We start from the raw sequence: 14057 nt of genomic DNA, 5'->3' as shown, positions 1-14057 counted from the left end.
TGGTTTTTTTTATGCTTACTAGTTTCATAATGTTACTTTTGTGTCATGGAAAAATCAAAAGATCCACTTCACGGCATTACACTTCAAAAAATAGTAGAACAATTAGTAGATTTCTACGGATTTGATACATTGGGTGAACTTATAAAAATTAAATGTTTTACAGATAATCCAACAATTAAATCTAGTTTGTCTTTTTTAAGAAAAACAGATTGGGCACGAAAAAAAGTTGAGGAATTGTATATAAGAACTTTACCAAAATTAAAAACCCTTTAAAAATTAATTTAAAGGGTTTTATTTTTTTAACCTTCGGCAATACCGCGCCATTGTTTAATTTTTCTTGATAAAAAGCACATCATTATAAAGATGAATAAAACATTAAGCCAAAGAAGTTCCATACCATATTCCTTTAAAAAGGTTATAAACGGAAATTGTTTTTCTCTCAATCCAATATCGACTACTAAATTGTAACCGCTTACTTCTTTAGCTATTTTTAAAACTAAAGCATATAAAAGCGGACCAAAAAATGGTAAAATCCATAACAATGCATTAAGTGTTATGCCCGAAATTCCCTTTCCTTTTTTATTAGAAATTACTACCAAAAAGTAAATGAAAAGTGCAATAAATAGCAACAAAATTATTCCGAAATAAAAATATTCTGACGATGCAAATGCACTTATAATTCCGACAACAATATTAATTATACCCAATGAAACTACTGCAATCAACCAGTTTTTTCCCGAAGTAACTCTAAAAGAAAATAATAAAAGTGATAAACCAATAGAGACAAAAAACGCAATTAGAAAACTTTCCAAATTGGTTGAAGGATTATTCCAACTTTGTGCAATTTTGTCGTAGGCATAATTCAATTGCTTTTCTGGAACATAATATCTATTGAACAGCATAGTTGTTCCTTTTACGGTTTTATAATATTGTTCTGTAGAATCAATTTTTATTTGACCGTTAGAATTATAATCATAAGAAACTTCAAACTCTTGGTTTCCAACATTTTTATATTTTTCAAATTTTGGATAATCATAAATTAAATCCAACCACTTATTTTGGTCAATGTTAGCTTTTAAATTGTGTTCTTTTGCAATAGCCAAGTAGTTTTTGAAAATGGTTCTAATTTCTTCTTTTTTATTGTCAATCAACCAATCTTTAATTTTTATTTTTCTTAGTGAATCTTCTTTAAAATCAAAGAAACTGTACGAATTAATATTCTTATCAATTAATGAAAAATTTAAATAGCGATTTCCTCTATAATAAAAATGATCTTTTGGTTTTACACTATCAACAACTGCTTCTACGGTTTCAGTTGTCATATCATCAGGGTAAGCTACAGCATTATCATTATTATAATGTTGGCTGTAGGAACCTTCAATAAAAAACGAACCTTGACTTAACGTTTCACATCGTTTTTTAGCTTCGCTTTCGGTGTAATAACCTCTTACTCTGGTATCTTTTCCAAAGTTAAAAGCAATAATGTAGGTACAATTTAAAAAGCAAATAAGTAAAATCAATAACCATTCTTTAAACAACGAAAAATTATTTTTAGGATAAAACGATTTTAAAGCATTGTTTTTAAAGTAGTAAACAATCCAAATGATGGTACTTAAAATAGAAACTAGAACGCTAAAGAAAATAATTATGCCTTCGTTGGTATTGCTACCATAACTGTCGTTAGTTTCGTGAAAGTCAATAGAGCCATTCAAATATCCTAGAATGAAGAAAATAATATCAATGGATAACAGAATTAAACTTGCAGGTACAATCTTTAAATTCCACAAAAGTGGTTGATTGATGAGTAAATATTTTTGAATGTTTTTGAACATGATTTATAGTTTTAAGATACAAAAAAGCGACGTGTTGAATTGGAAATATTTCTGAAATAGTGCAACGGAATTTTATCTTCAATTACCAATTGCATAAAATCATAAACCGAAACCGAGTCAGGAAAATTAACTATAAAAGTTCCTCCATTAAATTGAAGTGAAATCATGTTTAGTTTTGCAAATCGTTCGCCAAGATCACTTTGAGACCATGAACTTTCAAATTCTATGACCAAATTATTAGCTACTTTAACTTCGTTTTCTGCAACTATTTTTTCGTGTAAATTTTTTTGCGTTCCGTGTTTTAAGAAAATAACTTGATCTGATGTTTTTTCAACTTCATACAATTGTTGTGAACTCAACACAATTCCGATTGGTCTAAAAGGTGATTTTGCAATAGCTCTAAAATCTTCTAAAACAGTTTGTTGTGCTAATATGTCTAGATTTGCTAGTGGTTCGTCTATCAATAATATTTTTGGTTTTCTAAGCAACATTCTTGCCAATTCAAAACGCATTTTATATCCAGATGATAAACTTTTCCAGCTGTGATTTCTAAATTTTCGTAAGCCCAATCGAGCAATAATTAATTCTACAATTAGCTCATTTTCTTCGGGTTTATAGCCATAACTAGAAGCCGTAAATTGTAAATTTTCAAACATAGAACCATACCAAGTATCTGTTCGTTGCGGAATATAAACCAATTTTGTTCTTAAATCATAGTTATCATCATACTTGAAATTATAATTTACTTTACCCGAAGTAGCGTATAATTCGCCACATAAAGTGCGTAATAAAGTTGTTTTTCCGTTTCCGTTTTCACCTACTAAACCTAGAATTTCTCCTTGATGTAGTTCCATTTCAATTGGCCCAAGTCCAAAACTTGCACTTCCATAATTTTTAACCAAACCAGAAGTTGAAACTAAAACCAATTTTTCTGCAAGAGGTTTATGGATCAAAGTGGCATGCAAATTGGTTAGAATTTCTTGATATTTATCTTTTTTGGCTTCAATGTTGGTTTCGTTTTGATCTAGCCAAATTAGAAATTCATTGGTTTTTTTGTACTGATTTACATCTTCTGTATCAAGCGTTAAGTCAATAATTCTTTTGGTAAGAATAGAAAAGTCTTCAAACTTTAGAAAGTTTTGTAACTCTTGATATTGTTTTTCAAATTCGTTCATATAGTTGGTTTATCTTTTCAAATTTCTTTTTAATAACGAATAAATAACGGTGTCCCAAAACTTACCTTCATAAAGTTCGTTTTCTAGAATATGTGCTTCTTTTACAAATCCATTTTTTTGTAAAACACGTTCCGATGCAACATTATCTGGATCAATTACAGCTTCAATAGAATGCATTTGCAAATCATCAAATCCGTATTCTAAAACTATTTTAATGGCTTCGGTAACAATTCCTTGTCCATTATATTGTGGTAAAATCATGTAACCTATTTCACATCGATGATTTTCGGGTTGAATTCTATAATGACCAATAATTCCTATTAGTTTTGGGTTTCCTTTTAAAGTTATTCCCCAATTGATACCTTCATTATTGACGATTTTGTCGTCAATCATTTTAATGTGTACCAAAGCTTCATCCTTAGTTTTTGCTAAAGGACGCGGAATATATTTCATAGTTTCTGGATTTCCTCGAAGTTCTAATACTTCATTTACATCGTCAGCAGAAATTCGGCGAAGTAATAATCGCTCAGTTTCTAGATTTTTAAAAGGATGAAAATTGATTTCTAACATGGAATATTTTTTGTGAATTTATAAAATTTCAATCGAAAATTGACAATCAAACGTTTTGTTTTCTTTAACAATTTTTATGCCATCTTTTTCTGATAAATTTCCGTTAGAATGAATGGTGTCAGAATATCCCAACCAAGGTTCGATGCATATAAAAGGCGCACCTACTTTTGTCCAAATTCCTAAGTTTTCAAAATCTGAAAAGGAAACTTTCAAAAAAGGTTTGTCGTTTTCTAATATTGCTATTTCTTTAGACTGTAACGTTTTAAAAATTAAAGCATCCTTATTGAAGGTAGCGTAAGTAAGTGGTAGTTTTTTGTCTTTAAGTTCTATTTCAAATGTTGTGTCTGATACTAAATCGTCTTCTAATGTGAAACATTTTAAGGTTTCCTGTTCTTGAAACTCTAAAGAATAATTTTCAAAATTTAATGGCAATGCAAATGCTGGATGTGCTCCAATAGAGAAAGGAATAGAGACATTATCCTTGTTGATTATTGAATATTTAATTTCTAATTTGTTTTCTAAAAGGGTGTAAGTAAGTATCAATTCAAACTCAAACGGATATATTTTCTTAGTTTCTAAAGATGCTTTCAATGAAAACTGAACTTGATTTTGTTCTTGTTTAACTACATGAAAATTATTATCTCTAGCAAAACCATGACGCAATAATTGAAATTGTTGATTTTTATAGGAATAAGAATTATTTTTTAATGTTCCCACAATAGGAAAAAGCACCGGCGAATGTTTTGCCCAAAACTTTGGATTTCCTTCCCACAAATACTCTTTATTGGGCGCAATTGATTTTAGCGAAAAAAGTTCGGCTCCGTTAGAGTTAATTTTTGCTAATAATTTTGAATTTGAAAGCGTTACAATCATCGTCTAAATGAAATTATGTTTAAAAAAATAGGTAGCGTAAATATATTTTATTAATTTTATTCTGCCCAATAAATCTAATTTAAAATTAAATCAATAATTATGGTTACACAATTCGAATTAATTGAAAAAGAAACGATAGCACAATTATCATTTCCAAAAACAGATGTTCTTGAAAATGATGTTGATATTGCACAACGATTTTCCGACCTCAATCGCGCGCTTTCTTTAGGAAATCTTGAACATTCTAAGATAAAAATTTACTTTGAAGACAATCAATCTAGGAAAGTTGTAGAAACTACAGTTTGGGGTTTAACAGATCAAAGAGTGATTTTAAAACAAGGAAATGTAATCCCAATTAATAGAATTTATAAATCGGCGTAACAAAAACAAAATTTGTAATACATATATAAGTGCTTTTGAGTGATTCAGGAGCATTTTTTTTCTTTTATTTGCTTTATCAATTAACCCTATCAATTTATGAAAAACATTTTTTTTAAAGCCTTTACAATTAGTGCTTTAATTTTTGGAATTACAACAGTAGTTGCTCAAGATTCAAAACCTACTTCAATTTATAATTACAGTGAAGCTTTTGGCAACAACTTTTATACTAAAAACGGAACAGATACACGTTCTGCAAGTGGTCAACCTGGTGCAAAATATTGGCAAAACAGAGCTGATTATTCATTATCGGCAACTTTAAATGATGCTAATAATGAAATTATAGGATCAGAAATTTTGACTTATACCAACAACAGTCCAGACAAATTAGGTTTTTTATGGATGAATGTAGATCAAAATTTATTTAAGAAAGATTCTCGTGGTAACGCAATTATTCCAATTAAAGGAAGTAGAAAAGGTGCTAAAGGTCAGGACTTTGATGGCGGATTTAAAATAAAATCGGTTAAGGTAGTTTCTTCCGTTGGAGGAAAATCAGCCGAAAAAGAAGTGAAATTTACTGTTGTAGATACAAGAATGCAAATTGACTTGCCACAATCATTAAATGCAAATGGCGCAAGTGTAAAAATTAAAATCGATTTTTCTTATATTTCCCCAGAGTATGGTTCAGATAGAACAGGAGTTTTAGAAACCAAAAACGGAAAAGTATTTACTATTGCACAATGGTATCCGCGAATGTGTGTTTATGATGATGTACTTGGCTGGAATACAAGACCATACCTTGGTGCAGGAGAATTCTATTTGGAATATGGAGATTTTGATGTTGCCATTACTGCACCTTCTAGTCACATTGTTGTTGGATCGGGTGAATTAGTAAATCCAACAGAGGTATATACTACTGAGCAACAAAAACGTTGGGCTACAGCTAAAAATAGTGATAAAACTGTAATTATTAGAACAGCAGAAGAAGTGACTAATGCAACTTCTCGTCCAGCAGGAAAAACTACTTTAACATGGAAATTTAAGATTAAAAACTCACGTGATTTTTCTTGGGCTTCATCTGCTTCATTTATTATTGATGCTGCTAAAATTAATTTGCCAAGTGGAAAAAAATCACTAGCTATTTCTGCTTATCCTGTTGAAAGTAATGGTAATGATGCTTGGAGTCGTGCCACAGAATATACTAAAACATCTATCGAAAATTATTCTAAAAGATGGTTTGAATTTCCTTATCCTGCGGCAACAAATGTAGCTGGAAATGAAGGCGGAATGGAATATCCCGGAATTGTTTTTTGTTCTTGGACAGATAAAGGAGCTAGTTTATGGGGTGTAACTGATCATGAATTTGGTCATAATTGGTTTCCTATGATTGTTGGTTCTAATGAGCGTTTATTTGCTTGGATGGACGAAGGATTTAATACTTTCATAAACGGATTGAGTTCGCAAGATTTTAATAACGGCGAGTATAAACAACCAGTAACCAATATGCATCAGGCATCTTACACACTTTCTAACCCAGATATGGAACCAGTTATTGCTGCACCAGATAATTTGAAAGAGGCAAATCTAGGTGTTTTGGCTTACTTCAAGCCAGGTTCAGGACTTGATATTTTGCGTAATAATATTCTAGGTCAAGAACGTTTTGACAAAGCTTTTAGAACTTATGTAGAGCGTTGGGCATTCAAACATCCGCAACCAGATGATTTTTTTAGAACTATAGAAAATGTTGCAGGTGAAGACTTAGGTTGGTTTTGGAGAAGTTGGATCATGAACAATTGGGCTTTAGATCAAGCAATAACAAAGGTGAAATATGTAAAAGGTGATGCTAAAAATGGCGCTGTAATTACAGTTGAAAATCTTGATAAAATGCCAATGCCTGTAGTTCTTGAAATAAAAACTAAAAGTGGAGCTGTTTCTAGAAAAACATTGCCAGTCGAAATTTGGCAACGCAATAAATCTTGGACATTTAAAGTAGATACTAATGAAGAGTTAGATAGTATTACACTTGATCCAGAAAATGCTTTTCCTGATGTAAATGATGAAAATAATGTATGGACAAATGCTAAAAATGGTGTAGAAGCAACAGTAAGTTTAGATGCCTATTTAGGGAATTATTCAAGCGCTAAAATTCCAATTAAAGTAAACTTTACAGAAGAAGACGGTAGCCTTGTAATTAATGCAACAGGTCAACCTGCAGCACCATTAGAAGACAAAGGAAACGGAAAATTCACGATGGATGAAGCAGGATTAATAATTCAATTTAATCAAGCTAAAAATGCTTTTACACTTGCTGTTAGCGGACAAAATTTTGACTTTACAAAAGATAAATAATAATTAAAAGCTTAGGTTTACAAAAAAAAAGGTGCGTTTTGCGTACCTTTTTTGCTTTAATATAAATTTTAAAAGATTATTTAAAAGTCATTTTTTTTATTGCTGTAGTGAATCAATAACTTGCAAATTAATTGGTTTAATTTTAGATTTTTTTCTACTAAAAAAGTAGTATTTATAACGAAACATTGATTTGATATTAAAGTTTAAATGGATACCATTTGTCGTTCGAAAGTGAAGAATTTACAACATTTTCAATAAACTGCATGCCACGAACACCATCATCTTCATTAGGATAATCAAGCATAATTTCGTTTGGAACTTCACCATTTAATTCACAAAGAAGTGTTTGAGCAAAGTTTTTGTAAATATTTGCAAATGCTTCAAGATAACCTTCAGGATGTCCACCAGGAGTTCTACAATTGGCAGTCATAAACGGACTCAGAGTTCCATAGTTACTTCCGGTTCTCAATATTTGCGTTGGTGCGTCAAGCCATTTTACTTGCAATGAATTTGGTTCCATTTGATGCCATTCAAGACCACCTTTTTCACCATAAATTCTAATTTTTAGAGCATTTTCTTCTCCAGCAGCAACTTGCGAAGCCATTAAAACACCGTTTGCACCATTATTAAAACGAAGTAAAACATTGCCATCATCGTCAAGTTTTCTTCCAGCAACTTTAATGCTCAAGTCGGCACATAATTCTGTAATTTGTAATCCTGTAATGTATTCGGCTAAATGTGCTGCATGAGTTCCTATATCACCCATGCTTCCACTTTTTCCGCTTTTTGTTGGATCTGTTCGCCATGCAGCCTGAGCATTTCCTTCACTTTCGGACAAGTTAGTTAACCAACCTTGCGGATACTCAATCCATACTTTTCTTACCACACCCAAATCGCCATTTTTAAGCATTGCTTTGGCTTGTTTTACCATTGGATATCCAGAGTAGGTATGTGTAAGGCAAAGGCGTAAACCAGTTTCTTTAACTTTAGCATTTAATAATTTGGCTTGTTCTAGAGTTAGCGTCATAGGTTTTTCTAAAACCACATTAAAACCCATTTCCAATGCCATCATTGCTGGTTCAAAATGAGCAAAATTGGGCGTGACTATGGTAACAAAATCAATTCGTTCCTCTGGAGATAATTTTGCTTCATTGGTTAGCATAGTTTGATAATCTTTATAAGTTCTATTTTCATCAAGAAACAAATCTTTTCCAGATGCAATAGCAAGTTCAGGAGAAATGCTTAGTGCGCCACATTTAATTTCTATTAAACCGTCCATCAACAATGCATGGCGATGAATTGCCCCAATAAAAGCACCTCTTCCGCCGCCAATCATTCCCATTCTTAATTTTCTTGCTTTCATAAACTGCTGTATTTTAATAATTGTATTGCAAACTTGCATAAAAAAAATAATGTTTACAACATTTAAATAAATTAAATGTCATTATTGCTTGAAAATGAAGCAATTGTTTTTTTATTCAATTTTTTAGTACTTTTTTTTTATATTAAATGAAATTAATTTGTAAGTTTGATAAATTAAACTAAATTTTGAGGAACATTTTTTACATATATAATAATAATTTATCAATAATTACAAGATAATAAATATGAAAATTAATACAAGAATTCAGCTTTCTGCCATGATGTTTTTCAATTTCTTTATATGGGGAATTTGGTTTGTAACCATGGGTACATTTCTTACTAAAGGAAATATTGCAGCGTCTGGTACACAAACAGGCTTGGCTTATGGAACTCAATGTTTAGGTGCAATTATTGCTCCTTTTATTGTGGGTATGATTGCTGATAAATTCTTTTCTGCTCAAAAAATTCTGGGCGTTCTCCATTTGGTTGGTGCTGGTTTACTTTACTTACTATCGACCAAAACAGAATTTGATTCTTTTTATACCTTATTGTTATTTTACATGATATTGTTTATGCCAACATTAGCATTAGTAAATTCAATTTCTTTAAATCAAATTAAGGATGCCGAAAAAGAGTTTGCCAGTATTAGAGTTTGGGGTACAATAGGATGGATAGCATCAGGATTAACAATAGGTTGGATGGCTTGGGAAGCTTCTCCGAAATCACTTAACATTACTTTTTTAGTTGCAGCAGCAGTTTCTGTAGGTTTCGGAATTTATTGTTTCTTTTTACCCAATACGCCTCCGCCAAAAGCTGGTAAAAAAGTGAGTGTTGCAGAAACGTTAGGTTTGGACGCTCTAAAAGTATTGGCCGATAAAAATTACTTAGTTTTCTTTATTGCATCAATACTAATTTGTATTCCGTTAGCATTTTATTATGGTCAAGCCAATCAGTTTCTTAATGAAGCAGGTTTAGAAAGCGCTGCCGCCAAAATGACTTTGGGACAAGTATCAGAAACTATGTTTTTATTGCTTATGCCTCTATTTTTTGTTAGATTTGGAGTTAAACAAATGCTTTTAATAGGCATGATTGCTTGGGTTGTACGTTACTTATTGTTTGCTTACGGAAACATTGAAGAAAACAGTTGGATGTTATATCTAGGAATAATTCTTCACGGAATTTGTTATGACTTTTTCTTTGTAACTGGACAGATTTATACCGATCAAAAAGCAGGTGAAAATGTGCGCTCTTCTGCTCAAGGATTAATTACTTTAGCAACTTATGGCGTTGGTATGTATATTGGTTTCTATGTTGCCGGAATGATTGCTGACCAAAATGTAACTGGAACGACTCACAACTGGAACGCAATTTGGATTTTCCCTTGTCTTTTTGCAGCCGGAATTTCATTATTGTTTTTTGTTTTCTTTAGAGAAAAAACTAAAGTTAAAACTGCTTAATTACTTTTAAAAAATAACACAATGAAAAGAAGAGAAGTCATAAAAAATTTAGCCTTGGGAAGTTTGGTCTTGCCAAGACTACTTAATTTTACTTCTTCGGAAACGTTAGAAAAATCAAATAAATCTTTAAAAGGTACAATTAATCATTCGGTTTGCCGATGGACATTTGACCAATTAACAATTGAAGAACTTTGCCTATTGGTGAAAAAAATAGGCTTTTCTGCAATAGATTTGGTGGAACCAAAAGATTTTCCAATCCTTAAAAAATATGGTATCTATTCCTCCATGTGTACTGGCGCTTTAATAAGCCTTACAGAAGGTTGGAATGATTTAAAAAACCATCCTATTCTTATAGATAATTATTCAAGACATATTGATTTAGTTGCAGATGCAGGTTATAAAAATCTAATTTGCTTTAGCGGAAACAGAAACGGAATTTCAAACGAGCAAGGATTAAAAAACTGTGTGATTGGATTGAAACAAATTATTAATAAAGCCGAAAAAAGAGGTGTGATTATTCAAATGGAATTGTTTAATAGTAAAATTAATCATCCCAATTATATGGCAGATTCCTCTAGTTGGGGAATTGAGCTGTGCAAAGCATTGGGCAGTGAAAATTTTAAATTATTGTATGACATCTACCACATGCAAATTATGGAAGGCGATATTATAAATACCATTCTAACCAATCATCACTATTTTGGTCATTATCATACAGCTGGTGTTCCTGGTCGTCATGAAATTGATGATTCACAAGAATTATATTATCCAGCAATAATGAAAGCAATTGCTTCAACTGGATATAAAGGCTATGTTGCACAAGAGTTTATGCCACTAGCAATTAATAAAAATAAGGCTTTAGAACAAGCTGTAAGATTGTGCGACATATAAAAAAAATATAATATAAAAAATAACTAAAAATGGCAGATAATCATTACGATGCAATTGTTGTTGGATCAGGAATTTCGGGCGGTTGGGCAGCAAAGGAGCTTACAGAAAAAGGACTAAAAGTATTGCTTTTAGAAAGAGGTCATAATATTGAGCATATTAAAGATTATGCCGAGCAAAATAAACCAGTGTGGGAATATCCGCACCGTCATTATAGACCAACCAAACAAATGATTGAGGATTATCCTGTTCTAAAACGTGATTATCCATTAAACGAGAGAAACTTGTCTTATTGGGCAAGCGATAAAGAAAATCCATATACAGAAACTAAGCCATTCGATTGGTTTAGAGGTTACCATGTTGGTGGTCGTTCTTTAATGTGGGGAAGACAAACCTATCGTTGGAGCGATTTAGATTTTGAAGCCAATTTAAAAGACGGAATTGCAATAGATTGGCCTATTCGTTACAAAGATATTGCGCCATGGTACAGCTATGTAGAAAAATTTATTGGAGTAAGTGGATCTAAAGAAAATTTACCACAATTGCCAGACAGTGAATTTTTACCACCAATGGACTTAAATATTGTTGAAAAAACAGTTGCTTCAAGAATTAAAGAACATTATAAAAATGCTCGTACCTTAATAATAGGTAGAGTTGCACACGTAACTAAAGCTATAAAAGATAGAACTCCATGTCAGTTTAGAAATATGTGTTGGAATGGTTGCCAGTTTGGTGGTTATTTTTCTACTCAAGCATCTACTTTGCCAGCTGCTGTAAAAACAGGAAATTTAACCTTGCGTCCGTTTTCTATCGTAAAAGAAGTGAACTATGACAAAGCCACTAAGAAAGCAACTGGCGTAACCGTAATTGATGCCCAAAGTAAAGAAGAAATGATTTTTACAAGTAAAATTGTTTTCTTGTGTGCCTCTTCTTTTAATTCTACTTGGATATTAATGAACTCTGCTAAAGATGTTTGGAAAGAAGGTTTGGGTAGTAGCAGTGGCGAATTAGGACACAACGCTATGGATCACCATTTTAGAGTTGGTGCATCAGGAGATTTTGAAGGTTTTGAAGATTCTTACTATTATGGTTTCCGTCCCAACGGATTTTATATTCCAAGATATAGAAACCTTAACGGTGATGAAAAACGCGATTATAAAAGAGGTTTTGGTTATCAAGGTAGCGCCTCTAGAAGCGGATGGGAAAGCCAAGTTGCCGAGATGAATATTGGGAAAGACTTAAAAAATGTTATTGGTACCGTTGGTGGATGGAATATTGGAGCAACAGCGTTTGGCGAAATTTTACCGTATCATGACAATAAAATCTCTTTGGACCAATCTAAAAAAGACAATTGGGGTTTGCCAGTTTTAAATTTTGATATCGAAATTAAAGAGAACGAGCAAAAGATGAAAATCGATATGAAAAACGACATGAAAGAAATGTTGGAAGCTGCAGGTGCTAAAAATGTTACTACATTTGAAAGTACCTATACTCCAGGAATGGGAATTCATGAAATGGGAACTGCAAGAATGGGATTAGACCCTAAAACTTCTGTATTGAATAAAAACAATCAAGTGTGGGATTGTCTTAATGTATTTGTTACCGATGGAGCTTGTATGGTTTCTGCAAGTTGTGTAAATCCTTCATTAACTTACATGGCTTTAACTGCAAGAGCAGCAGATTTTGCCGTTAGCGAATTAAAATCTGGAAATTTATAATAGCTATTCAATTAATTTTAAAACATAAAAAGTATGAACCGTAGAGAATTAATAAAAAATATAGCAATTATCAGTGGAGGCTTGTTCATTGGTTCTAATTTTCTTTTAACTAGTTGTAAAAGAGATGATGCTGGAAGTATGGTATTGAGTGAAGATTTACTAAAATTATTGTCAGAAATTAGTGAAACTATTATTCCAGAAACAGAAACCGTTGGTGCTAAAGCAACTAATGTAGCCCAATTTATAAGTAAAGTTTTTCAAGATATTTACAGTGAAGAAGAACAAAGTCAATTTATAGCTGCACTAACAATGATTAATGATAAGTCTAAAGAACTTATGGGTGACGATTTTGTAAAATTATCTTCAGATAAAAGAGCCGAATTAATTAACAAAGTAAAAAATCCAAAAGACAAAGGGTTTTTAGCTATGTATCAAATTATTTTATTTAGTTATTTATCATCAGAAAAAGGATTGCAAGCTTCGTTTAGATACACTCCAGTTCCAGGAAAATTTATTGGCGATGTACCTTACAAAAAAGGAGACAAAATGTATGCTGGATTAAATTTTTAAATCAATAAAATAAAAATGGATAGAAGAAAATTTGTTACTCGAAGCGCTCAAGCAGCTGCATTGTTAGCTATATTTCCAAATATTGCTTGCGCATCTACAAATGAAGATTATAAAGGAATTTATACACAATTTGGAATTCAATTATGGACTTTGCGTGATATAATTAATGCCAATCCGCAAAAAACAATTGCTGAGGTTGGAAAAATGGGATACACACAAATTGAGAGTTTTGAAGGTGAAAAAGGAATTTTTTGGGGTATGAAACCCAACGAATTTAAATCTTTTCTTGATGGTGAAGGTTTAAAATTAATTAGTTCTCATTGCGATTGGAAAACTGATTTGCAAAGAAAAGCCGCAGAAGTAGCTAGCGTTGGTGGAAAATATTTAATTTGTCCGTGGCTTGGACCTCAAAAATCAATTGACGACTTTAAAAACTATGCCGATTTATTTAATAAAGCTGGTGAAGTTTGTAAAAAAGAAGGTATTAAATTTGCCTACCATAATCACGATTATTCGTTCAAAGAACTAGACGGACAAATACCGCAACAACTTATGTTGGATAGAACCGATGCGGGTTTAGTAGATTTTGAAATGGATATTTATTGGGTAATTACAGCTGGTATTGATCCAATAGAATACATGACAAAATACAAAAATCGTTTTAAATTATGTCATATTAAAGATCGATTAAAAAATAATTCAGAACCTTTTGCATCGTGTACTCTTGGTGAAGGTGTAATACAATATCCTGCAATTTTGAAAAAAGCAAAAGCTTTAGGAATGGAATATTTTATTTATGAGCAAGAAAAATATGATGATAAAGGTGTGTTATTTGATGCACAACAAAGCGCTGATTATTTAAAAAAAATGAAAAAATAGTTAGAA

General features: G+C 31.7%; 13 protein-coding genes. 8 read left to right on the top strand and 5 right to left on the bottom strand.

Annotated elements, in window-relative coordinates:
• Positions 1–45: 45 nt before the first annotated feature.
• Positions 46–273, top strand: a complete 228-nt coding sequence (locus tag ACH2CG_RS03615) for a VF530 family DNA-binding protein (protein ID WP_395062287.1) — start codon at positions 46–48, stop codon at positions 271–273.
• A gap of 26 nt (positions 274–299) precedes the next feature.
• Here ACH2CG_RS03615 and ACH2CG_RS03610 read toward each other — a convergent pair whose 3' ends face one another.
• Genes ACH2CG_RS03610 through ACH2CG_RS03595 form a run of 4 tightly spaced genes read right to left on the bottom strand, consistent with a single transcriptional unit; the run spans position 300 to position 4450 of the window.
• A complete protein-coding gene (locus ACH2CG_RS03610) occupies positions 300–1832 on the bottom strand; it encodes a hypothetical protein (RefSeq protein WP_395062285.1) in 1533 nt (510 codons plus the stop codon).
• A gap of 11 nt (positions 1833–1843) precedes the next feature.
• Positions 1844–3007, bottom strand: coding sequence for an ATP-binding cassette domain-containing protein (locus tag ACH2CG_RS03605; protein ID WP_395062283.1), 1164 nt, complete (start codon positions 3005–3007; stop codon positions 1844–1846).
• Positions 3008–3016: 9 nt separating this feature from the next.
• Positions 3017–3577, bottom strand: a complete 561-nt coding sequence (locus ACH2CG_RS03600; protein WP_395062281.1) for a GNAT family N-acetyltransferase — start codon at positions 3575–3577, stop codon at positions 3017–3019.
• 18 nt (positions 3578–3595) lie between these two features.
• On the bottom strand, positions 3596–4450 hold the full coding sequence (locus ACH2CG_RS03595; RefSeq protein WP_395062279.1) for an aldose 1-epimerase family protein: 855 nt from the start codon (positions 4448–4450) through the stop codon (positions 3596–3598).
• Between the two features lie 99 nt (positions 4451–4549).
• On the opposite strand from ACH2CG_RS03595, the gene ACH2CG_RS03590 reads away from it, so the two are divergent.
• Both ACH2CG_RS03590 and ACH2CG_RS03585 read left to right on the top strand, forming a co-directional pair.
• Complete coding sequence (locus ACH2CG_RS03590) at positions 4550–4831, top strand: hypothetical protein (protein ID WP_395062277.1); 282 nt, start codon at positions 4550–4552, stop codon at positions 4829–4831.
• Between the two features lie 96 nt (positions 4832–4927).
• Positions 4928–7177 carry a M1 family metallopeptidase gene (locus ACH2CG_RS03585; RefSeq protein WP_395062275.1) on the top strand — a complete coding sequence of 750 codons (2250 nt, stop codon included), beginning with the start codon at positions 4928–4930 and terminating at the stop codon, positions 7175–7177.
• Positions 7178–7373: 196 nt separating this feature from the next.
• On the opposite strand, the gene ACH2CG_RS03580 is transcribed toward ACH2CG_RS03585, so the two are convergent.
• Positions 7374–8540 (bottom strand): Gfo/Idh/MocA family protein, encoded by a 1167-nt coding sequence (locus ACH2CG_RS03580; protein WP_395062273.1) that lies wholly within the window; start codon positions 8538–8540, stop codon positions 7374–7376.
• A gap of 244 nt (positions 8541–8784) precedes the next feature.
• Here ACH2CG_RS03580 and ACH2CG_RS03575 point away from each other — a divergent pair, with 244 nt between their 5' ends.
• From ACH2CG_RS03575 to ACH2CG_RS03555, 5 genes are read left to right on the top strand one after another with little or no spacing between them, the layout of a single operon-like run.
• Complete coding sequence (locus tag ACH2CG_RS03575) at positions 8785–9996, top strand: nucleoside permease (protein ID WP_395062271.1); 1212 nt, start codon at positions 8785–8787, stop codon at positions 9994–9996.
• 21 nt (positions 9997–10017) lie between these two features.
• Complete coding sequence (locus tag ACH2CG_RS03570; protein ID WP_395062269.1) at positions 10018–10887, top strand: hydroxypyruvate isomerase family protein; 870 nt, start codon at positions 10018–10020, stop codon at positions 10885–10887.
• Between the two features lie 29 nt (positions 10888–10916).
• Complete coding sequence (locus ACH2CG_RS03565; protein ID WP_395062267.1) at positions 10917–12602, top strand: GMC oxidoreductase; 1686 nt, start codon at positions 10917–10919, stop codon at positions 12600–12602.
• A 33-nt stretch (positions 12603–12635) separates the two neighbouring features.
• Positions 12636–13172, top strand: a complete 537-nt coding sequence (locus ACH2CG_RS03560; RefSeq protein ID WP_395062265.1) for a gluconate 2-dehydrogenase subunit 3 family protein — start codon at positions 12636–12638, stop codon at positions 13170–13172.
• A gap of 15 nt (positions 13173–13187) precedes the next feature.
• Complete coding sequence (locus ACH2CG_RS03555) at positions 13188–14051, top strand: sugar phosphate isomerase/epimerase family protein (RefSeq protein WP_395062263.1); 864 nt, start codon at positions 13188–13190, stop codon at positions 14049–14051.
• Positions 14052–14057 lie beyond the last annotated feature (6 nt).

The sequence above is a fragment of the Flavobacterium sp. genome (genome assembly GCF_043778725.1).
Taxonomy (GTDB): Bacteria; Bacteroidota; Bacteroidia; order Flavobacteriales; family Flavobacteriaceae; genus Flavobacterium.
This window is presented reverse-complemented; position numbering and strand designations above follow the sequence as displayed.

Coding starts and splice junctions, on each gene's coding strand:
- ACH2CG_RS03615 (WP_395062287.1), top strand. CDS start 46: ATGGAAAAATCAAAAGATCCACTTCACGGCATTACACTTCAAAAAATA.
- ACH2CG_RS03610 (WP_395062285.1), bottom strand. CDS start 1,832: ATGTTCAAAAACATTCAAAAATATTTACTCATCAATCAACCACTTTTG.
- ACH2CG_RS03605 (WP_395062283.1), bottom strand. CDS start 3,007: ATGAACGAATTTGAAAAACAATATCAAGAGTTACAAAACTTTCTAAAG.
- ACH2CG_RS03600 (WP_395062281.1), bottom strand. CDS start 3,577: ATGTTAGAAATCAATTTTCATCCTTTTAAAAATCTAGAAACTGAGCGA.
- ACH2CG_RS03595 (WP_395062279.1), bottom strand. CDS start 4,450: ATGATTGTAACGCTTTCAAATTCAAAATTATTAGCAAAAATTAACTCT.
- ACH2CG_RS03590 (WP_395062277.1), top strand. CDS start 4,550: ATGGTTACACAATTCGAATTAATTGAAAAAGAAACGATAGCACAATTA.
- ACH2CG_RS03585 (WP_395062275.1), top strand. CDS start 4,928: ATGAAAAACATTTTTTTTAAAGCCTTTACAATTAGTGCTTTAATTTTT.
- ACH2CG_RS03580 (WP_395062273.1), bottom strand. CDS start 8,540: ATGAAAGCAAGAAAATTAAGAATGGGAATGATTGGCGGCGGAAGAGGT.
- ACH2CG_RS03575 (WP_395062271.1), top strand. CDS start 8,785: ATGAAAATTAATACAAGAATTCAGCTTTCTGCCATGATGTTTTTCAAT.
- ACH2CG_RS03570 (WP_395062269.1), top strand. CDS start 10,018: ATGAAAAGAAGAGAAGTCATAAAAAATTTAGCCTTGGGAAGTTTGGTC.
- ACH2CG_RS03565 (WP_395062267.1), top strand. CDS start 10,917: ATGGCAGATAATCATTACGATGCAATTGTTGTTGGATCAGGAATTTCG.
- ACH2CG_RS03560 (WP_395062265.1), top strand. CDS start 12,636: ATGAACCGTAGAGAATTAATAAAAAATATAGCAATTATCAGTGGAGGC.
- ACH2CG_RS03555 (WP_395062263.1), top strand. CDS start 13,188: ATGGATAGAAGAAAATTTGTTACTCGAAGCGCTCAAGCAGCTGCATTG.